16 protein-coding genes are annotated in these 21032 nt (G+C 67.1%); 9 read left to right on the top strand and 7 right to left on the bottom strand.

The window, feature by feature from the left end:
* Positions 1 to 5 precede the first annotated feature (5 nt).
* Positions 6 to 1040: a DUF4272 domain-containing protein gene (locus tag FHY18_RS21790; RefSeq protein WP_259160006.1), complete on the top strand. Its 1035-nt coding sequence runs from the start codon at positions 6 to 8 to the stop codon at positions 1038 to 1040.
* 111 nt (positions 1041 to 1151) lie between these two features.
* Here the strand turns inward: FHY18_RS21790 and FHY18_RS21785 are convergent, their stop codons facing one another.
* Genes FHY18_RS21785 through FHY18_RS21770 form a run of 4 tightly spaced genes read right to left on the bottom strand, consistent with a single transcriptional unit; the run spans position 1152 to position 7219 of the window.
* Positions 1152 to 3851 (bottom strand): bpX6 domain-containing protein, encoded by a 2700-nt coding sequence (locus FHY18_RS21785; RefSeq protein ID WP_259160004.1) that lies wholly within the window; start codon positions 3849 to 3851, stop codon positions 1152 to 1154.
* Positions 3844 to 5694, bottom strand: a complete 1851-nt coding sequence (locus tag FHY18_RS21780) for a hypothetical protein (protein ID WP_259160003.1) — start codon at positions 5692 to 5694, stop codon at positions 3844 to 3846. The genes FHY18_RS21785 and FHY18_RS21780 overlap by 8 nt, the downstream gene beginning before the upstream one ends.
* On the bottom strand, positions 5691 to 6104 hold the full coding sequence (locus FHY18_RS21775) for a hypothetical protein (RefSeq protein WP_259160001.1): 414 nt from the start codon (positions 6102 to 6104) through the stop codon (positions 5691 to 5693). The genes FHY18_RS21780 and FHY18_RS21775 overlap by 4 nt, the downstream gene beginning before the upstream one ends.
* Positions 6101 to 7219, bottom strand: a complete 1119-nt coding sequence (locus FHY18_RS21770; protein ID WP_259159999.1) for an AAA family ATPase — start codon at positions 7217 to 7219, stop codon at positions 6101 to 6103. Before FHY18_RS21770 ends, FHY18_RS21775 begins: the two co-directional genes overlap by 4 nt.
* 151 nt (positions 7220 to 7370) lie before the next feature.
* On the opposite strand from FHY18_RS21770, the gene FHY18_RS21765 reads away from it, so the two are divergent.
* Genes FHY18_RS21765 through FHY18_RS21745 form a run of 5 tightly spaced genes read left to right on the top strand, consistent with a single transcriptional unit; the run spans position 7371 to position 12460 of the window.
* Entirely contained in the window at positions 7371 to 8282 is a 912-nt protein-coding gene (locus tag FHY18_RS21765) for an STM4015 family protein (RefSeq protein ID WP_259159998.1), read from the top strand.
* Positions 8283 to 8301: 19 nt separating this feature from the next.
* The gene (locus FHY18_RS21760) at positions 8302 to 9432 is read left to right on the top strand and encodes an STM4014 family protein (protein WP_259160030.1); all 1131 of its coding nucleotides are present in this window, start codon (positions 8302 to 8304) and stop codon (positions 9430 to 9432) included.
* Entirely contained in the window at positions 9425 to 10243 is an 819-nt protein-coding gene (locus FHY18_RS21755; protein WP_259159997.1) for an STM4013/SEN3800 family hydrolase, read from the top strand. Before FHY18_RS21760 ends, FHY18_RS21755 begins: the two co-directional genes overlap by 8 nt.
* The gene (locus tag FHY18_RS21750) at positions 10240 to 11601 is read left to right on the top strand and encodes an STM4012 family radical SAM protein (RefSeq protein WP_259159995.1); all 1362 of its coding nucleotides are present in this window, start codon (positions 10240 to 10242) and stop codon (positions 11599 to 11601) included. The genes FHY18_RS21755 and FHY18_RS21750 overlap by 4 nt, the downstream gene beginning before the upstream one ends.
* A 7-nt stretch (positions 11602 to 11608) precedes the next feature.
* Entirely contained in the window at positions 11609 to 12460 is an 852-nt protein-coding gene (locus FHY18_RS21745) for an STM4011 family radical SAM protein (protein WP_259159994.1), read from the top strand.
* Between the two features lie 159 nt (positions 12461 to 12619).
* Here FHY18_RS21745 and FHY18_RS21740 read toward each other — a convergent pair whose 3' ends face one another.
* A complete protein-coding gene (locus FHY18_RS21740) occupies positions 12620 to 13276 on the bottom strand; it encodes a YceH family protein (RefSeq protein ID WP_259159992.1) in 657 nt (218 codons plus the stop codon).
* Positions 13277 to 13582: 306 nt separating this feature from the next.
* Here FHY18_RS21740 and FHY18_RS21735 point away from each other — a divergent pair, with 306 nt between their 5' ends.
* From FHY18_RS21735 to FHY18_RS21725, 3 genes are all read left to right on the top strand, one after another.
* Complete coding sequence (locus FHY18_RS21735; RefSeq protein WP_259160028.1) at positions 13583 to 14530, top strand: 5'-nucleotidase, lipoprotein e(P4) family; 948 nt, start codon at positions 13583 to 13585, stop codon at positions 14528 to 14530.
* Complete coding sequence (gene pyrF / locus FHY18_RS21730) at positions 14527 to 15258, top strand: orotidine-5'-phosphate decarboxylase (protein WP_259159990.1); 732 nt, start codon at positions 14527 to 14529, stop codon at positions 15256 to 15258. The genes FHY18_RS21735 and pyrF overlap by 4 nt, the downstream gene beginning before the upstream one ends.
* A 350-nt stretch (positions 15259 to 15608) precedes the next feature.
* Entirely contained in the window at positions 15609 to 16010 is a 402-nt protein-coding gene (locus tag FHY18_RS21725) for a hypothetical protein (RefSeq protein ID WP_259159988.1), read from the top strand.
* A gap of 231 nt (positions 16011 to 16241) precedes the next feature.
* On the opposite strand, the gene FHY18_RS21720 is transcribed toward FHY18_RS21725, so the two are convergent.
* A complete protein-coding gene (locus FHY18_RS21720) occupies positions 16242 to 17768 on the bottom strand; it encodes a tryptophan halogenase family protein (protein WP_259159985.1) in 1527 nt (508 codons plus the stop codon).
* 110 nt (positions 17769 to 17878) lie between these two features.
* Positions 17879 to 20911, bottom strand: coding sequence for a TonB-dependent receptor (locus FHY18_RS21715; protein WP_259159983.1), 3033 nt, complete (start codon positions 20909 to 20911; stop codon positions 17879 to 17881).
* Between the last annotated feature and the right edge of the window lie 121 nt (positions 20912 to 21032).

The raw sequence follows: 21032 nt of genomic DNA, 5'->3' as shown, positions 1-21032 counted from the left end.
CCCGCATGCCGCTGCTGGTCAACGCCTATTCCACGCTGCGCGAACCGCGATGGCCGGACTTTCTGCCGCACGCGGCCGTGCAGCACCGCGACCACGCCGATCCGGAACTGGCCAATCATCTGCACGGTTTTGTCGGCTACGTGAATCAGGCCGGCGACGGGCAAATGACCCAGTCGCGGTATCACCTGATGCGGCATGTGCAGCGGGTGCGCCAGCACTTCAGCTTCGAGGTCGACGACAGCGCGTTCGGCGATCTGGCGCAATGGGCCGAGCAGGCCAATGCGGTGTGTTTTCTGGCCGATGGCAGCGTGCGCGACCCGCAGGGGCGCGTGCTGATCAGCCAGGGCGAGCCCGCGCTCGATGACCAGGCGCAGGTGCCGTACCCGCCGGATGCGCGCGAGCGACGGACGCATCACCTGGCGCAGCTGAGCGCGCAGGGCGTCCGCGTACCGCCGAGTTTGCCGCCGGTGGCCGGCGAGGGCGAGGCGCGGGTGCGCGACGCGGCGGCGGTGAGGCAACGGATGCTGGCGTTGTTTGCGGTGGCCTTGCGTGCGGAGATGCTGGCCGCCGGCGACGCGCCACCGGCGTTGCACGAGGTGGAGGGACGGTTGCCCGGCGTGACCGCTGCGCTATCGCCGCAGGAGCGCGCTTTCTTTGCCCAGGCGCAACCAGAACAACAGATGCTGGCCAACTTCGGCTGGCGTTACGAAAGCCTGGCCGTGCTGCAGTGGGCGCTGGGCCTGGCCGACACCTTGCCGCAGCCGACCGCCCTGTGCGACGTGCCGCTGGTTGCGCAACGCGCGCTGGACCAAGCGCAGGCGCCCGCGCGCACGTTGCCGACGCTGCGGCCGCTGCCCGAATTGCTGGATGCGCTGGACCTGCATCTGCGCCTGCACTGGGCCGTGCGCCAGGCCGGTCACACCCAGCAGGCACCGCCGGCCGGGCTCGTGCCGGGCGTGGTGTACGAGCGCCATTACGCGCTCAACTGGCTGCTGCACTTCGAAGACGCCGACTGGGATGAGGTCGACACGCCGACCTGAGCGGAGTGGGCACCGCTGCAACCTTGGTGCTGCGAAACCCCCAGCGCCGCGCATCCGCGTGGCGTCGTGGCGTTGCGTTGTTGCGCCTGCCGTAGCGCGGTGTCTTGCGCGCTAGCCGAGGAAGGACATGGCGTGGGCCAGCGAGCGGTCGGTCTGCAGATCCAGCAAGCGGCCGTGCGCGTCATGCAACAGCAGATGGCCGGGCTGCTCGCGCACCTTGACCGCGATGCCCGCAGGCCAGTCCAGCGACGCCACGATGCGGCCGTCATGGTGGCGCACCAGGAAATAGCGCGAGCCGTGCGGCCAATGCAGGCCAACCAGGAATCCCAGTTCAAGCGCCATCACGCTCGATCCGTCCGGCTCGCCGGATGCGTCGCTGTGGTGATGCAAACGGCACTGACGGGCGTTGCCGGTGTGCTGGTAGTGCAGGCAAATGTCGCCATCGGGATCGGTGCGCACATCGGCTTGCTGCACGCTGCCGAGCCGATGCGCGAGCACTGGCGTTTGCGGGTCCACGCGCAGGGAATCGCGCGCCTTGAGGCGTCGCTCGGGCAGGCTGTAGGTCCAGTCCTCCAGCTGCTCGCGGGCCCGCACCAGGTACACCTCGCGATCGCTGAAGAATCCTGCCGCGATCACCGGGCCGGGCAGGTCGCCGACATGCCACAGCACGCTGTGCAGATCCTTGTCGGTATCGACGACCAGCAGCCGGTCGTCGACCACGATGCTCCAGCCGATTCCGCTGTAGCCGGGCGCGGCGTATTGCAGCGCGATCTGGCCCAGGTCGCGCACCGCATGGGTGATCAAATCCAGCCGATGGACGGTGGACACGCGCTCACGGGGTGCGATTGCCAGGGCAACCTGTCCGCTGTCGGCGATGACGATTCCGAATGCCGGCGCCGGGTAGCGCTGCAGCACGCGCCCGTGCGCGTCCACCACCGCCGCGCCGGCGTCGCCCAGGGCCAGCAGATAGCGGCGATCCGGGAGCGCAGCCACGTCGTGGATGGCCGCCAGGCCGGCCTGCGGTGGCTGCAGGTGCAGGATGGTGGCGCCCTCCCATAGCCCGGCTTGGCTGGTCGCGGCGCGTGGTTTGAAGGCTGGGATATCGGCGCTGAGCAGGGGGTCCTTGGCCAGCTTCAGCAGCGTGGTCAGATCGCCGACGGACAGGCTGTTGCGTGCGAACGCATGATCGGCGGCGATCGCCGGCAGCAGCTGCCGCGCCAGCTGTTGCAGCGCGCGGTTGGGGGAAGCATCTGCCAGCAGCGCCGCCGCCATTTCACTGCGCGGTGCGGAGTCGGCGGCGGGCTCTGCAAGCGCGGCGATGCGCTCGGCGTAGTGTTGTAGCGTGTCCGGCAACAGTTGCGCGCGCTTGACCAGGGCGCGTGCGCGCAGCGTGCTGCCGGCCTGTTCGGCGGCCAGCAGCCACTGCGCGGCCTGGTTGCGCGCCGCGTGCAATGGCCACACCGCGTCCACGGCGGCCAGCCAGTCGCCGGCCTGCACCAGTGCCTGGCCCCATTCCAGCCGCAGCGCGTCGGCCAGTGCGCGGTCGGCGCCGTGCAGCAGCTGGATTGCGGCGGCGAAGGCGCCATCGCGGCGCGCGACCTGCACGGCACGTGCATGGTCGCCGGCCAGCATCAGCAGCCGGATGATCATCGCCGCCGGCATGTCCCAACCCAGCGCCAGCTCTGCGGCCTGGGTGTAACGGGCGTGCTTGACCAGATAGTCGAGCGCCTCATGGCGCGCATTGAGCAATTCGGCCAGGACGAACACCGCACGATCGATCTGCCCCTCGCGGTCCAGGCGCGCGAAGGCGCTGCGATAGGTCGCGCGCAGATGCGCCTGCAGCTCTTCGCCCATGCCGATGCTGGTGCCGGCGCCGCGCGTGCGCGACAGGCTCAGGTCGCTGCGCCGTTGTGGCACCCCGAACGCCTGCCCCAAGGACTCGTCCACGCCATCGAGCGGCAGCGCGTTGCGCAAGGCTTCGTCCAGATCGCCGTCTTCGAACTGGCGCAGCATCCGGCGCATGTAGGCGCCCTGGCGATGTCCGACCAGGCTGGCCAACCGCGAGGCAACCAGTGCGCGGGCAAGTCGCGTGCGCCAGGCCGATACCGCTGCGGCACCCCGGCGTGCCGGCACGGCCGCGTTCTGCCCGGTGGCTGGGGATCCATGCGATGCCGGCGCGTGCTCGCTGCCCAGCGCGCGCTGGGCGCGCGCCAGCAGGCGTTGCCACAGCGTGTGGTTCTGCATGCCGGGGCGCTGCGTCTTCAACGCGTGCAGGAACGCATCGCGCTCGGCGCTGGCGGGCGGGACGGCAGTGCCCAGCAGTTGCCGCAGCGGTTTGCCGCGCAGCCGGTCCACCTCCAGCGGTGGCGTGCCCGGGCTGCAGTCGTAGGGCATGTGCAGCGGGTAGCCGGTCACGTCGATCGCCTCGGCAGGATCCAGCGCCACCGCCTGATGCCACTGCAAGGCGATCACCTGGGCGCCATGGACCAGGCCGATGTCGGCGGGGGGCAACTGCGCCGCCTCGGCGGCGGTCAACGCGCCGGAAAACAGGCCGCCATGCACCTGGCACAGCGCCAGCCCGGGCGCCTGCTCGCAGACCAGCGCACGCGGCGCGGCGAAGCACAGCACATCGCCGTCGGCAAAGCGCAGCGCCCGGCTGCCCGGTTGCCAGGCGCGGACGAGCCTGACCAGGCGTTGCTCCGGGCCGAGCCACGCTGCCGAGAACCACAACGCCGACACCATCTGGCTGCCGTGCCACAGCGGGTACCGCACGCTGGCGCCAGCGTTGTCCGTGCGCGCGGGGCTAGTCATGGCCGGGTTGCTCGGCCTGGCCTTGCACGACCATCAACGGGGTCAGCCCGCCATCGCCCAGGATCCAGGCCTGCCCCTGCAGGGTGACCAGGGCAACCCGCGCGCCATCGCTGGACACCGCCGCAGCGCTGATCTCGCTGGCGGCGCGATGCAGTGTCCGGCGCCCGCTGGCCCCGATGGCGAGCAGTGCGCGACGATCGGCGCGCAGCACCAGCAGCAGGCTGTGCTGCGGCGCGTCCGGGTCGCCGATCAGGCCGATCGCTCTGTCGCCGGACGCCACGATCGCCTCGAATTCCTGGAAGCCATCGGCCGGCCCCCCGTGCAGTACCCGGTAGGCCAGCGAGCGGTCGCCGCCGGCCTGGCGGCTTGCCAGTTCGAGGGCGATGGCGCCACGCCATTGGCCCTCCTGGGCCAGGCTGCGCAGCAACACGACCGGCGGACGCGACCCCAACGCCAGCTGCAGGACGAGGTCCTGCTTGCCGGTGCGGTGCAGGCGCAACAGGCGCAGTTCGCCCGCGACATGGGTGACGTAGACCGCGTGCTCGGCATCGCCTTGCGCCAGCGCCACCACCTGCCCGGCGATCTCGCTGCCTTGCGCAACCCGCTGCCGCTGGTTGCTCTCGCGCGTCCACGACATCAGCCGGCCGTGCTGGTCCCACAGCAGGAACCGCTGCGGCTGGCCGCCGCTGTTGAGCCACACGCACGGACGCAGCCGCACCTGGCCGGGTGCGGGGCAGATGCTCTGCCCGCCAGCCTCGATCGAACTGGGCATGCCCGGGAGATTCCAGAACTCGGGCTGCTCCCGGAGAGCGACGATGCCGCCGACGTGCTTGTTCTGCGCCGCAAGGCACAGCGGCTGACCGCCCTGCGCCCATTGGTGGTAGCGCGGTGCCGCTCGTTTGGCGATGTCGGCGGGCTGCACCTTCACCATCGCGCTGCGGAAGCCGTCTGCCAGCAGCAATGCGACATGGCTGCCGTCCGGGCTGAACAGCGGCGCATGGCGCAGCGAGAACCTGCCCCTGACCACGTGTTTTGCGGTGTCGGCCTCGGCGGGGCGTTGGGTGTCGATGAAGTGCCCGCGCAGCAGCTGCGTGGCGGCCATGCTGGCAGGCACCGGCAACAGGCTGCTGCGGGTGCCGGGGCGCGTCTGCAGCACCACCTGCAGCTGCGCATCGGCTGCAGGCACGATGCTGGCCTGGTGGTGAAACGGCGCTGCGCGCACCGGTTGTGCACCGATCCACCAGCACTCGCTGGTGGTCGGCGTGGCGGTTGCCAGCTGCGTGGCCCAGGCTTGCGCGTGCTGCGTGCCGGTCGCCTCGAAGGTGCGGCCCTGCAGCAGCTGTTGCAGCCGGGTGGGGCTATCGGCGTCGTGCAGTTCGCCGGGCAGATGCGCCAGGCCCCAGACAAAGCGCGCATTGGCGGACTGCGCGCGGCGTGCCAGCAGGATCCATAACGCAATCTGCGCCAGACGCGGCGCGCCCCATTGCGCCGGGCCGGCATCGAAGATCGCCACCAGGCGCGCATCGCGCGTGCGCGCCTGCATGCGCGGCACCAGGAACAGGTGCTCGGCGTGCGCGGCGCGGCGCAGGAATTCCTCCGGCAGAGCGTCTGCCAGTGCCCACTCGCTCAGCAGCAGGTGCTCGTAGCTGCCGCGCCGACGCAGATCGTCGATGCCGTCCGGCTCGCTGTCGCCCTCTTGGCGGCGCAGGCGACTGGTGCGGCCGAGCAGGGGATCCAGGCGCACCAACCAGGCACCGAGCTGGGAGGCGATCTGCGGGTCGAACCAGTCCAGCCACAGCCGGCAGGGCTGTAGCGGTGCAGGCATCTGCAGCACGGCGCTCACGCGGCCTCCCAGCGCTGACGGATCTGCGCCACGACCTCGGCACGCGCCGGCAGCAACCGATGCAGCGGCAGCACCAGTGCAGGTGAGCGCAGCAGCAACAGCGGCTGCGCTCCGTGCTGGCGGCGCAGCGCACGCTCCAGCAGTTCCAGCGGCAGGTCGGGGCGTTCGGCGGTAGGCAACCACAGGCCGGCGGCGTCCGCGCGCGGCGCCACGTACTGCACGCCGTCGGCCCAGGGCAGCTGCAGCGCAGGGCCGGTCAGCAGCAAGGCCCGGGCCGTGGCGGTGACCAGCAAGCCAGTGCCGTCGGACACGCGCGCCCATGCCGCCAGCAACCGGCGTGCGGCATCGTCCACGCCGATCACCCCCTGCGGGGCGACCGGCACCGGCTCGTCCTGCCACGACCAGTTCACGCGCCGCTGCCGATCTGCTCGATCAGGCGGATGCGTTCGTGGGCCAGCTCGGCCGGCAGCGAGGCGGCCGTGAAGTTGGCATCGATCTCGCGCAGCAGGGCTTCTGCCATGGTGCGCAGGGCGGGATTGTGCTGATCCTGCAGGCAGCACTGGGCGGCCTCCACCAGCCGGGCAGTGCGCGAGAGCGGCTGCAGGGCGGCCTGTTCGACCGCCGCGCGCAAGGTGGGGTTGGTGGCGGCGGCCAGGGTGCCGCGCAGCAGGTCCCGTGCGCTGGCTTGTTGCTCGCGCGTCGGCAGCACATAGAACAGCGGCCACAGATCGGCCTCGCTGGCCTGGGTGCGTCCGGCCAGCACGCAGGCGGCGGCGATCAGCCGCTGGGTCTTGACCAGGCGACGGTCCGACAGCTGTACGCCTGCGCCGCGCAATGTCCGGATCGCCGCGGCGAGCGCCGTGCGTGCGCCCTCCATGTCCACCGCACGCGCCTGTTCGCACAACAGGTCCAGGTCGGCCAGCCCGGCGACAGGCTGCAGCGGCGCACGTTCGGCCTGCCATCCACCCGACAGCAATGCTTCGAGCTGATGGTCCGCCACCGGCTCGACGAACAGATGCAGCAGGAAGCGGTCGCTGAAGGCCGCCAGCGCATCGTCGTCCGGCAGCGCGTTGGCCGCGCCCACGCACAGGCGCAACGGGCAGTGCAGGTCGGTCTGGCCACGCCGGAAGCGGCGTTCGTTGAGCAGCCCGAGCAAGGTGTTGAGGATGGCGGTGGACCCCAGGAAGACTTCGTCGAGGAAGGCGATGTCCGCTTCCGGCAACATCCCGGTCACATCGATCTGCACGCTGCCCTCGCGCAATTTGCGCAGGTCCACCGGGCCGAACAACTCGGCCGGTTCGGTGAAGCGGCCCAGCAGATATTCGAAATAGCGACCGCCCAGCGCGGCTGCGACGCGTCGCACCACCGCGCTCTTGGCGGTGCCCGGCGGGCCGATGATCAGCAGATGTTCCTGCGCCACCGCTGCGAGCACGATCAATTCGGCCAGCTGATCGCGCTCGATCAATCCGGTGGTGGCGGCCTGGACGGTGGCGCGAATGCGCGCGGCGGCGGGATGGGCGTGCATGCGATCGGTCCTTCGAGCAAGACGTGCGGCGCGGTGCAGGCACCGGTGACCGCCTGTGGAACGGGTGATGAAGCGGTGGCGCATGGCATTAACGAGGCTGCCACGAGCGTGCGGGTATCCTGTGCGCTCACCGAGCCAGGGAGGCAATGCAATGACGATCGGCGAGTATTCGGAATTCTATCGCGGCAAGCGCGTGGTGGACTTCAGTGTGGACCAGCCCGCCAGCGGCGGCGACGTGGTGTACCGGCTGCGCCAGGACTACGAAGGCGAAGGCAGCCAGGCGGAGTTACTCGACAGCCTGCTGGCACAGGTCGACCCGGCCAGTATCCAGGCATTGATCATCGGCCCCTGGCGCGAATCCTATGAGGAAGGCCCCAGCGGCTATCTGCAGCGGCTGATCGAACGCCGCGACGAACTGACCGCGCTGCGCGCGCTGTTCGTCGGCGACATGGTCTGCGAGGACTGCGAGGTGTCGTGGATCATCCAAACCGACTACACCCCGCTGCTGGCCGCATTTCCGGCGCTGCAATCGCTGCGCGTGCGCGGTTCGTCCAAATTGGCGCTGACCCCGTTCACGCATACGCAGCTGCAGGAACTGGCGATCGAATGCGGTGGGCTGCCGTCAGCCATCGTGCAGGCGATCGCCGACTCCACGCTGCCGGCGCTGCAGCACCTGGAGCTCTGGCTGGGCGTGGAGGATTACGGTTACGACGGCGATCTGGGCACCTATCAGCGGCTGCTGGCAGCCATCGGCCCGGAGCGTCTGCGATATCTGGGCCTGCGCAATGCAGCCAACACCGACGAACTGGCGAGCTGGCTGGCCACCCAGCCGTGGCTGGGCAGCCTGGACACGCTGGACTTGTCGCTGGGCACCATCGGCGATGTCGGCGCGCGGGCCCTGGTCGAAAGCACGCAACTGGGCCAGCTGCAGCGGATCGATCTGAGCCATCACTACATTTCTGCCGACTGGCAGGCCCGTCTGGCGACGTTGCCGGTCACGGTGATCCTGGAAGACCCCGAAGAGGAAGAAGAAGACGAGCGCTACGTCGCTGTCTCCGAATGACGTGAGCGCGCATTGGGTCGTGGTGGGGCCACGGGACAGCCGCAGGGTTGCCGCCCTGCAGCAGGCATTGCAGGCGCAGGGCCAGCCTGCGGCCAAGGTGTTCGATTATCTGCAGCTGCTGGACACCACAGCGCCGTTGCAGGACTGGCTGGCGCGGCATCCGGCCGCGCTGGTCAAGCTGGAATCGCCGGGCGAGGCGCCGGGGTTGCATCAGGCACTGATCGTGCGCGGTTGGCAGTGTCTGGGCCGGCCTGGGCCGGCACCTGCGCCATTGACGCATGGCGAACTCGCGCATCAGCAGCTGTGGTATGCGGGGGTTGCAGACCTGTTTGCGACCTTGCCGGCGGCGCGCTATCTGAATCCACCGGCGGGTCTGCTGGCCATGACCGACAAGCTTGGCTGCCAGCAGCGCCTGGCTGCGGCCGGTGTCGCCGTGCCGGCGCTGCTGGGCACGGTCGACAGCTACGCCGGCCTGCGCGAACGCCTGCAGGCCAGCGGCTGCAGCCAGGCATTTCTCAAGCCGCGCTACGGATCTTCCGGCGCGGGGGTGCTGGCGTATCGCTGGCACCGCGATGGGCGCCAGATCGCCAGCGGCTCGGCCGAGCTGGTGGTGCAGGACGGCCAGGTGCGGGTGTTCAACGCATTGCGCCAGCGCCGCTACACCCGCACCGAGGAGATCGCGCCACTGGTGGATGCGATCGCCGCGCAGGGCGCTTACCTGGAGCGGTGGATTCCCAAGCCGCGCGCGCCCTGCCTGCCCGGCTATCACTACGACCTGCGCGTGGTCGCGTTCGACGGTGCGGCGCGGCAGCGTGTGGCACGTGCCAGCCGCTGTGCGCTGACCAATCTGCACCTGGGCAACCGGCGCCTGCCGGCGCAGGCCTGGCAGAGCGACGAGGTGGATGCGGCGGTGGCCAGCACCGTGGCGCAGGCGGCCAGCGCGTTCGCCGACTGTCGCATGATCGGTTTCGACCTGATCCAGCGCGCCGGGCGCTGCCATGTGCTGGAAGCCAACGGCTTTGGCGACCTGCTGCCGCAGCTGCGCTGGCAGGGGCGCACCACTTACGAGGATCAGGCAGCACTTGGCACCGTCTTCGCCACTGCCGGCATGACCGCCGACGCGCGCTGCGAGAACCGCCTGCATGGTTGAGATGCTGCCGGACATGCGCGCCATCGTCGGTGCGCACGACATCGTGCTGATCACCTTGGATACGCTGCGCTACGACGCTGCGCAGCGCTGTTTTGCGCAGGGCGAGCTGCCGGTGCTGGCGCCGTACCTGCCGGCTGATGGCTGGGAGCGGCGGCACACGCCGGGCAGCTTTACCTACGCGGCGCACATGGCGTTCTTCGCCGGGTTTTTACCGACCCCGGCGCGCCAGGGCCCGCATCCGCGCCTGTTCGCGCTGGCCTTCGACGGCAGCGAGACCATCGTCGCGCAGACCCAGGTGTTCGCCGACAGCGGCGATATCGTCGATGGCCTGGCGCGCTGCGGATACCACACGCTATGCATCGGCGGCACCGGCTTTTTCAACAAGGCCAACGCGCTCGGCGCGCAGCTGCCCGGCCTGTTCGGCGAGAGTCACTGGTCGCCGGAGTTTGGCGTCACCGCCGCCGATTCGACCGAGCGCCAGGTCGCACTGGCCTGCGCACGCCTGGGCGACCCCGCCCTGCGCGATACCCGCTGTTTTCTCTTCATCAACGTCTCGGCCCTGCATCAGCCCAATTGCCATTACGTCCCCGGCGCGGTACGCGACGACTTCGACAGCCACTGCGCCGCGCTGCGCTATGTGGATGCGGCGCTGGCGCCGTTGTTTGCCGCATTGCGCGCGCGCGGTGGTGCGTTTGCCATCGTCTGTTCCGATCACGGCACCGCCTACGGCGAGGATGGCTACCATGGCCATCGCCTGGCCCACGAAGTGGTGATGACCGTGCCTTATGCCCATTTCCTGGTGACCCCATGAGCCTGCCTTCGTTGGCCGAGTTGCTGCGCCAGCCGCCGTACCAGGCCTATTCGTACTCGTACCCGCACAAGACCAGTTACCGGCCGCTGCAGCCGGCCGTGCCGCTGTCGCAGGTCTGGGCCGACGAACCCCGGCAGGCGCTGTTCCTGTACCTGCATATCCCGTTCTGCTCGTACCGCTGCGGGTTCTGCAACCTGTTCGCACTGGCGCGCCCGGCAGCGGCGCAGGTGGAGGCCTATTTGCTGCAGATGGAACAGCAACTGCGCGCCACCGTGCAGGCCTTGGGCACGCACCGCTTCGTGCGTTTTGCGATGGGCGGCGGTACGCCGAGCTATCTGGATCCGGCGCAATTGCAGCGCGTGTTCGACATGGTGTCGCGGCACGCGACGATTGCGCTGGACACCATTCCGGCCGGCATCGAAGTCTCGCCGGAAACGGTGGATGCCGAGCGGCTGCGGGTCTGCCGGCAGGCCGGCATCGATCGCGTCAGCATGGGCATCCAGAGTTTCAGCGCCGCCGAAGTGAGCGCACTGGTGCGGCCGCAACAGCGCGACACGGTGGAGCGGGCAATCGCCATCATTCGCGCCCAGGACATCCCGACGCTGAACCTGGACCTGATCTACGGCATCGCCGGGCAGACCGTGGACAGCTTCCTGGCCTCCATCGACAGCGCACTGCGGCATGCACCCGAGGAGCTGTACCTGTATCCGCTGTACGTGCGGCCGATGACCGGCCTGGGCCGGATCGAGGCCAAGAGCGGCGGGCGACGCAGCTTCGTGCTGCAACCCGAGCCGCTGGACGAGCGCCTGGCGCTGTACCGGGCCGGACGCGATCATCTGCTGGCGGCCGGCTACACCCAGGTCTCGATGCGCATGTTCCGCGCCCCGCATGCGCGCGATAGCGATGCGCCGGTGTACTGCTGCCAGAGCGATGGCATGGTGGGGATCGGCTGCGGCGCGCGCTCGTATACCGCCGGCCTGCATTACTCCAGCGAATACGGGGTCAGCCGGCGCTCGGTGGCGGAAATTCTCGATCACTACCTGGCGCGCGATCCGGCCAGCTTCGCCTGCGCCGACTACGGCATCGCGCTGGATGCCGACGATGCCATGCGGCGGCATGCGATCCAGTCGTTGCTGGTGTTCCCGGGGCTGGACCGCGACGACTTTGGTCGGCGCTTCGGCCTCGATTGCCTGGAGGCCTTGCCGCAGCTGCAGGAGTTGCTGGCGCTGGGGCTGGCGCAGCAGCACGGAGCGCTGCTGGCGCTCACCGCCGCAGGCATGGAGCGGGCCGACACCATCGGCCCCTGGCTGACCTCTGCGCCGATTGTCGAGCGCATGCAGCAGTATCAGGTCGGGTAAGCGACCGATGCATCTGTCATTGCTCTATCGGGGACGGCTGAGCAGCTGCAATTACGCCTGCGATTACTGCCCGTTCGCCAAGACCTACGACAGCCCCGCCGCGCTGCGCCGCGATGCGCAGGATCTGGCGCGGTTCGTCGGCTGGGCACAGGCGCAGACGCGGCCGTTGTCGATCCTGTTCACGCCCTGGGGCGAGGGCCTGGTGCGGCGGCATTACCGCGATGCGATGGTGCAGCTGAGCCAGCTGCCGCAGCTGCGCCGCGTGGCGATCCAGACCAACCTGTGCACGGGCATGCGCTGGCTGGACGCGGCCAATCTCGACCGCCTGGCGCTGTGGTGCACCTACCATCCCAGCCAGGTGACGCGCGCAGCCTTCCTGCGGCGCTGCCAGGCGTTGCGCGAACGCGGCGTGCGCCACAGCGTGGGCATGGTGGCCTCGCACGCGCACATGGACGAGATCGAGGCGCTACGTGCTGCGCTGCCTGCCGCCACGCCGATGTGGCTCAACGCCTTCGATCCGCGCCCGTCGGACTACTACACGCCCGAGCAGGTGCAGCGCTTGAGCCGGATCGATCCGCATTTCGGCTACAACCTCGCCCCGCCGCCCAGCTTCGGCGCGCCCTGCCTGACCGGCGAGTCGGTGCTGTCGGTGGATGGCGACGGCACCGTGCGGCGCTGCCACTTCGTCGCTACGCCGCTGGGCAATCTCTACGACGGCAGTTTCGCCGCGCAGCTGCGTGCCCGCAGCTGCCCCAATACGCGGTGCGATTGCTTCATCGGCTACGCGCACCGGCCGGACCTTCCGTTCCAGGCCGACTATGCGGGCGGCGTGCTGGAGCGGGTGCCGGCGACTGTGTGATCCGCCAATGCCGACCGGTGACTTGCCCGGAGCGGCTCGCAGCGTGGCGGGCAGTTATCGGGGATGGCGCGCAGTCACCGCAGTGCGCGCGCGGTCCGTGCCCCACCAGGCATCGCCGGCGTGCGCCCGGCGGCGGCGCGAGCGCTTCGCTTCCCGCGTTTACTCGCCCAGGCGGGTGCGCAGCGCGGTCACCTGCTCGCGCAGTTCCTGCAACTGCTCTTCCAAGCTCTGCACGCGCGCTTCCAGCGCAGCGCTGTCGGCGCCGCGCGGCGTGCTCTCGCGCGTGGCAGCTGCGGCCTGCAGCGCGTCCAGGTCCAGCTCGCCGCCGAGCAGATGCATGTAGCGGTCCTCGCGCTGGCCGCTGGCGCGCGGCAGTTGCACCGCCAGGCTGCGCTGGATCAGCCGGTCCAGGTGATGGCGCACGTCGTCGGCATCGTTGAAGCGCGCCAGCCGCTCGCTGCGCGCGAACAACTCGCCCAGGGTTTGCGGGCCGCGCAACAGCAGCAGGCCGATCAGGGCCACCTGCTGGCGCGTCAGATCCAGCACGCTGCCCAGCCGGTGTTCGTAACGCTCGGCACGCGAGGAGAACTGCTGGCGCACCAGGCCCAGCGTTTCCAGCTGGCGTAGCGCGTGATGCACCACGCCGGTCTGCAGGTTCAGCACCGGCTCGCGCGCGGTCTTCTGATTGGCGGCCACCTGTGCGGCGTTGACGGTGAGCGGGTAGGCGTCCGGGGTGGTGGCCTCTTTTTCGATCAGACAGCCAAGCACGCGGGCCTGGGCGGTATCGAGAACGGGCGGTGGCGAGGTCTCTGTCATCGGTGACTCCGGGGCAATCAGCGCACAAGGATATGCCGATCCTGTGTCGGTGTTCTTCCAGGCGTCTGCGATCAGCCTGTGCGTGCGGCCAAGCTGCTGCGGGCGGCAGCGCGTGCGCCGTCGCAGCCCATGCGCCATGGCAGTCGTCGGCCGCTACGCGGTTTCCAGCCACCACTACCATGCAGGCCATCGCTGCGGTCACCTCCCATGGGTGCGTGTCGCGTCCACTGGCCTTGCTGTCGCCAACAGCGGGCGGCCAGGCGCGAACCCGCTAAAATCGCGGGCTTAATGACCGCTCCTGTTCTGGTGGATGCCATGCGCCCCTCGCTTTACGCACCGTTGTCCCTGCTCGCCTGCACCGTGCTGGCCTTGAGCGCCTGCAAGCCCGCCGACAAGTCGCCGGCGCAGCCTGCGGCCGCCTCCGCCGATGCTGCCGGCACGGCGTCTGCCACGCCCGCGACACCTGCCAGCACGCTCCCTGCCGGCGACGACAATCTCAACGCAGTGCTGTGGATGCAGCGCTCGGAGGAATACCGCGCCGTGGCCGAGCAGACCTACCGCGCTGCGGCCGACAAGCTCGATGCCGCGCTCAAGCAGCCCAACTGGGACGCGCTGGTCCCCGAAGAACGCGGCAATGCCGCCACCGGCCTGAAGCCGGCGGTGGTGCTGGACGTGGACGAGACCGTGCTGGACAACTCGCCCTATCAGGCGCGCCTGTTGCGCGACGGCAAGGAATACGACGAGTTGAGCTGGGACCAGTGGGTGGCCGAGAAGAAGGCCAAGCCGATTCCGGGCGTCGTGGATTTCGCCAAGGCCGCCAACGCCCGCGGCATCACCCTGATCTACATCTCCAACCGCGCCGTGCACCTCAAGGACGCCACTCTGGCCAACCTGCGCAGCGCCGGCCTGCCGGTGGCCGACGACAGCGTGTTTCTGGGCCTGGGCACGGTGGTCAAGGGCTGCGAGCAGAACGGTAGCGAGAAGAACTGCCGGCGCCAGCTGGCCGGGCAGACCTACCGCGTGCTGATGCAGTTCGGCGACCAGCTGGGCGACTTCGTGCAGGTCACCGCCAACACCGGCCAGGCGCGCGGCGCATTGCTGCAGCAGTACCACGACTGGTTCGGCGAGCGCTGGTGGATGCTGCCCAATCCCAGCTATGGCGGCTGGGAGCCGGCGCAGTTCAACAACGATTATTCGCAACCCTGGCAGACCCGCCACGACGCCAAGCGCGCCGCGCTGGAGGTGGCCCGATGAGCCGCGCACCGTTGCCGCTGGCCGCGCACGAGCGGCTGATCTTCGCGCTGGACGTGCCCGGCCATGACCAGGCGATCGCCTGGGTGGACCGGTTGGGCGAGTCGGTGTCCTTCTACAAGATCGGCATGGAACTGCTGGCCTCGGGCGAGTACTTCCATGTGCTCGATGCGCTGGCCAAGCGCAACAAGCGCGTGTTCGTCGACCTGAAGTTCTTCGACATCCCCGCCACCGTGGCCGGCACCATCCGCCGCCTGTCGCAGTGGCCGGTGAGTTATTGCACCGTGCACGGCTGGCATGCCGGCATGCTGCAGGCCGCCGCCGAAGCCAACCAGGGCGACATGCGCCTGCTGGCGGTGACCGTGCTGACCTCGATGGGCCGCCCGGACCTGGCCGCGATGGGCATCGACCGCGAACCGGTGGACGTAGTGGTGGAGCGCGCGCTGGCCGCCCAGGCCGCCGGCATCGACGGGGTGATCGCCTCCGGCCAGGAAGCCGGCCCGATCCGCCGCGCCACCGGCCCGGGGTTTTCGATCGTCTGCCCCGGCATCCGCCCCGGTGGCCCGGTCGGCGACGACCAGCAACGCACCGTGGGCGTGGCGCAGGCGTTCACCGATGGCGCCGACGCGATTGTGGTCGGCCGGCCGATCCGCCTGGCTGCCGACCCGGCCGCCGCTGCCGCCGCCATCCAGGACGAGATCCGCGCGGCGGTGGTGCAGCGCCGGGACTGAGTGCCGGTGCTATTGCTCAGTATGCGTTTGTCGAACAAAATCAATAATTTGAGCAGGTAAAATTAAAGTATTGCTTTAACGTGAAAGTCTCGTTAACATGCCGGCGTCCGATGTCAGTCGGAAGCTGTGCCACTCATTGTCCACCGGGCTTGTCCCGGTTTTCGAAGGGATCGGGCCTTGTGCCCGATCCTTTTTTTTGCAGCCAGAACGTGCTTTGTATGCACGCGGCCAAACTTTATCTGTGTTTAACTTAAAAAACACAAAAAATTAATGATATCGCTGCTAATTGTAATTTGTTGCAGAGCCCTCTGTAACTAAACGGATGTTTAAATTAATTTAAAGGATTTTAAATGAAACGATTTTATCTGGGTGCATCAGCAATTTTTATTTTTTCAGTGGCGGGATCTTCGCTTGCTGCAACTTGTTTTAACTCAGATGGTTTCGTGGTTCCGTGTCCGGGGCCAAACATGGTCCAAGCGATTTTGCAGCCAGGCACGCTTCCCAAATTTGTAGGCGTGCAAGCCGACATTTACATCACAGGGGGTAATACTGTTGATTACGGTAGTAATTTCAAAATATATGCAAATGGTGAATACCTCTGCAACACTTCAGATGAATTCTACAGCGCGACTCCAGTAAGACACTGTAAAGCCACTATCCGGACTCCGGGAACGTATCGTATATCAGCGATTGCGACCTCTCCGGGACAGAATTTCAACCCGCCTGCAAGCGTTTATGTCAACGTGGACTGATGGCGCATACGCGACGCTTCAGATTCAAAGGCGTGATAATTAGTTTGGTTGTTGCGCAGCAGTGGTTGATAAGTAACCTGAGCAGCGTTACCTGATTAATTTTCTCTACGAGATTTTAACTATAGGACACTTAGCCATAAAGGCTAAGCGTCCTTTGAGTTTCACTAACGTCAGGTGGTACGTGAAGACGGGAAAGCGGAAAGACTGAAGACAGCACTCCGAACGTCGTCTTTAGCTGTACGGCAGAGTTGCCGCCTTACAATAGCGATCGATGAACTGTTGGTGCGACGGCATGACATCCACGCAGTGCGAGATGGTCTGCGCCACGCTGGTTAGGAAGCCTTCGGCGTCGCGGTCGGGCACCTGGTCCACCAGCGGGTGATAACCCTGCGGCAGCACGCCTTGGCCCACCAGTACCTGCACCCAGCTGATCTCGGCAAACATCTCTTCGGCATTGCGATAGAAACGCCCGCTGTCGCGGAACAAGTCCAAGGTGGTCTGTAGTTCCGGGGTGATCGGCATTTGGCGGCAATGCCGCCAGAACGCGCTGTCGTCGCGTTCGGTGGCGTGGTAGTGCAGCAGCAGGAAATCGCGGATGCGGTCGAACTCGAACGCCAGCCGGTCGTTGTAGCGCTGCACCAGCACCGGGCTGATGCCTTCGCGCGGGAACAGCTCCAGCAACTTGGAAATGCCGGACTGGATCAGATGGATGCTGGTCGATTCCAGCGGCTCCAGAAAGCCGCTGGCGAGCCCCAGCGCAACCACGTTGCGGTTCCAGAACTGCTTGCGCCGGCCGGTGGTGAAGCGCAGCGGACGCGGGTCGCCCAAGGGCTTGCCATCCAGGTTGGCGAGCAGGCTAGCGGCGGCTTCGTCGTCGCTGATGTGCGCGCTGGAATACACATAGCCATTGCCGGTGCGGTGCTGCAGCGGGATGCGCCACTGCCAGCCGGCCGCGCACGCAGTGGAGCGCGTGTACGGCGTGGGCGGGCCGACGTTTTCGCTAGGCAACGCCAGTGCGCGGTCGCACGGCAGCCAGTGGGTGAAGTCGTGGTAGCCGGTGTGCAGCGCGTCTTCGATCAACAGGCCGCGAAAGCCCGAGCAATCGATAAACAGATCGCCAGCGATGAGCTGGCCGGACGCCAGCTGTAGCGACACCACATGGCCCGACTCGGGATGCAGGTGCACACGGTCCACCATGCCTTCGATGCGGCGCACGCCGCGCGCTTCGGCAAAGCCGCGCAAGAAGCGCGCGTACAGCGAGGCATCGAAGTGATACGCGTAGGCGATGTTGGCCAACGGTGAATTGGCCGGCACATCGCCGGCCGAGGTCATGAACTTGCCGCGCACCGCGGCTACGGTATTGAGCGTATAGGCGCCCAACGGCTGCGCCTTGCCGCGCAAGTGTTGCTTGATCCAGTACTGATGGAACGGCAGCAAGCCGAGCGGGTGGCCTATCTGGGTGCCGAACCCATGGATGTAGGAGGTGCCGGGGCGTTGCCAGTCGACAAACTCGATGCCGAGCTTGAAACTGCCCTGGGTCTGTCGCACGAACTCTGCCTCATTGATGCCGAGCAGATTGTTGAAGGCCTTGATGTGCGGCACGGTGGCCTCGCCGACACCGACGGTACCGAGCTGTTCGGACTCGATCAGCTGCACGTTGAAGGTGGGGCCAAGCACGTGCGCAAAGGCGGCGGCCGCCATCCAGCCAGCGGTACCGCCGCCGACGATGACGATGTTGCGAAGTGGAGCGGGGATCATGCGGCGTTCGACCCTGTACAAACGTGGAAACCGCCAACAAGCGGACGGGGCCAGCTGGCCCCGTCCGGGTCATCTGCCTGCACAGCGCAGTCAGATGGCGTTGGGCTGCATCAGAACTTGGCGCCCACTTCCAGCACGACACTGCGTGGCACGTAGCTGATTTCGCCGTTGTCGACCACGGTGATGTCGGGCTGCAGGCGTCCATCGCTGCCGAAGCTGTTGTACTGGTACTGGGTGAAGTTCTTGAAGTTGAAGGCGTTGAGCACGTTGATGCGGGCATTGAGCTTGAAATCGCCCACCACCGTGAACTCCTTGTTGGCCTGCAGGTCCACGGTGCGGTAGCCCCAGATCTTGCCACCGAGCAGGAACTTGCCATTGCCCGGCGGGGTCACGCCCACTGCCTGGCAGGTGCCACCATCGGGATCGGTGAAGCCATAGCAGGCGATCGTGTTGATCGGCTCCGGCGTGGCCAGCACCAGCTTGGCACCGAAGGTCACGCCCCACGGACCGTCGATCGAGCCGGACGCAACAAAACGATGCGCCGAGACGGCATCGGACTTCACGAACGGGTAGTCGCGAATGGTCGCCTTGTCGAACGCGAACGGCTCGTCGATGGTGCGGTTCTGGCGCGCGCTGGTGTGGGTGTAGGACAGGTTCAAGCCCCAGCCCGATTCCTTGGTATAGGGCTTCTCAGCCGACAGCAGCACCTGGCTGCTGCGTTGCTCCAGGCCGTTGTAGCCCAGGATGGTGTTGCGGTAACCCGGCACCGGCTCGCCCCACGGCACGCTGCCGGTGGCGTCGAAATACGCGCCGTTCGGGTAGCGGTTGACCAGGCTCATCACCAGGCCGTCATAGGCCAGCACGCGCTGGAAGGTGACGTCGGTCAGCCAGTCGCCCACCTGGTTGCTGATACCGATGCTGTACTGGTCGCTGTACGGGGTCTTGAGCTTGTTCTTGAACATGAAAAGCTCGGAGCTGTCGCTGGTGCCCGGGATGGTGTTCAGCTGATCGATACCACTGAGATACCCCGGGTTCCACGGCGTGCACGCACGGTCGTCGCGGAAGCAGGGCTGTCCGCTGGCGGCATCGCTGAAATACACCACCACCGGCGACAATGCAGCCTTGACCGATTCCAGTGCGAGCTGCTCGAACAGGTTGCGATCGTAGGAACGGCCGGCACCGCCGTGCAGCACCGCGCTCTCGTCGCCGAAGAAGTCATACGAGAAGCCCAAGCGCGGCGCCCAGGCATCCTTGAAGTTCTTGCGGTTGTTGCCGGTGCTGATGTAGTCGGCCACGTTGATGCCGCTGGGCAGCAGGCGGTTGGCCCACGGCTGACCCGGGTTGTCAGGATCGTTCGAATACAACGCGTCCACAAACGGCTGCGACGTCACGAAGTCGGTGTACGCAGGTGTGTCCTCGTAGTCATAACGCACGCCGATGTTGAGCATAAGCTTGTCGTTCACCGCCCAATCGTCCTGCAGGTAGATGCCGTATTGCTTGGACGGCGACTCCACCACCGGCAACTGGCCAGGGTTATCGAAGGCACGGATATAGCGCACCTGGAACGGCACCGGCGCCACGCCGTTCTGGCCAACCTCATAGCTGAACTGCGGGTTGAGCGAGCTGGATTCGCGTGAGGTCAGCTTGATGTCGCGGTAGGTCACGCCGGTCTTGATGGTGTGCTCGCCATGCCACTGCAGTGCGTTGAAGGTCAGATCGTTCTGGAACGACCAGCCCTTTTGACTACGCAACTTGAAGTCTTCGCCGCTGGCGGCGCCGGTGTTGAGGAACACCCACTGGCGCGGATCGGCCTGGGTCCGGTCGATGTAGGTGTAGATGGAGCCGTTGCCGGTACCGCGCGGCGTTGGCACGTTGCGCGAATCCTCGGTGGTGAGGATCGCTTCGTTGAACCAGCTGTCGGCGCTGTGCTGCCAACGCAGGCTGGTGCGCTTGTCCTTGTTGATCTTGTCCACCGCGCGGTCGGGCGCGTTCTGGCCGCCGACGTTACTGACCTGGGTTTCATCGCGGTACTGCGTTGCCAGTTCGATGCGATCGTTATCGGTCGGTTCGAAGTCGATCTTGCCGAAGTACAGGTCTTCGGTGAACGGCATGTTGGACGCACCGTACTGATCGCGCAGGTTGGACGGCAGCAGGCCAATGAACGGCGAGGCTTCGGCGCTGGGCTGCACGCTCTTGGGCGCCACGTTGTCCTTGCCTTCATAAGCGAAGAAGAAATGCATGCGGTCCTGGATCAGCGGGCCGCCGATCGCAAAGCCGTACTCCTTGGTCTGCGAGTCCACCTTTCCATCTTCTTCGTCCGGACGTTCCTTGCGCAGATCCTGGTTGGTGAAGCGGTAGAACGCTTCGCCGTGGAACTCATTGGTGCCGGACTTGGTGGCTGCAGTGATCGCCGCGCCGCTGATCTGGCCGTATTCGGCCTTGTAATTGGAGGTGATCACCTTGTACTCGCCGATGGCGAGCTGCGGGAATGGATTGCCCTGGGTCTCGTCCTGCCCGGCAATACCACCGCCGGACACGTAGCTCTTCTGGCTCACGCCGTCGATATACAAGTTGCTGGAGCTGGCATTGGAAGCGCCACCGCGCAGTTTTGTATTGCCGTCCTGGTCGATCGTGAACACCATGCCCGGCACGGTATCGGCAAACTCAAGGAAGTTACGCGTCGCCTGCGGCAGCTGTTGGATCTGACGCAGAGAGACCGTGTTGCCCACCTCCGACGTCTTGACGTCGCGAATCATTGGCGCGCTGACCGTCACCGTGTCCAGCGTGGTCGCATCGCCGGCGGGCGCGGCCGCCGTCTCCGTGCCGAGATCGACGGTGGCGCTGGAGGCCACCGACAAGGTAACCGTGCGGCTGACGCCGTTGGATTCGACCTTGTAGGTGCCCGGCTGCAGACCGACGATGGTGTAGTTGCCGTTCGCATTGACCGGCGCGCGACGCACCGAGCCGGTGGCGAGGTTGGTGACGACGACTTCGCTGCCGCTCTGTGCGGAGGCGACCTGGCCGCGCAACGTGGCGTTGCTGGACTGGGCCATGGCCGGAGTGGTGGCGAACAACGAGGCGGCCAGGGCGCAGCACAACAGGCTGCGCGCCGGCAGGGTGGAGACGGTACGGTGGGTCTTCATGACTTTCCCCCTCCCAGGGGTAAAGCGCGAACCAGTGGAGTGACTGGCGCGTCGAGGTTGGTACTTTGATGTGAGTGATACGGGGACAGCAGGCAACGCAACAAACGACAGCAACTGCAAA

Source organism: Xanthomonas sp. 3793 (assembly GCF_024806835.1).
In the GTDB taxonomy this organism is placed as follows: domain Bacteria; phylum Pseudomonadota; class Gammaproteobacteria; order Xanthomonadales; family Xanthomonadaceae; genus Xanthomonas; species Xanthomonas arboricola_F.
Note: the sequence above shows the minus strand (reverse complement) of the source record. Positions and strands in the feature narration are given on the sequence as shown.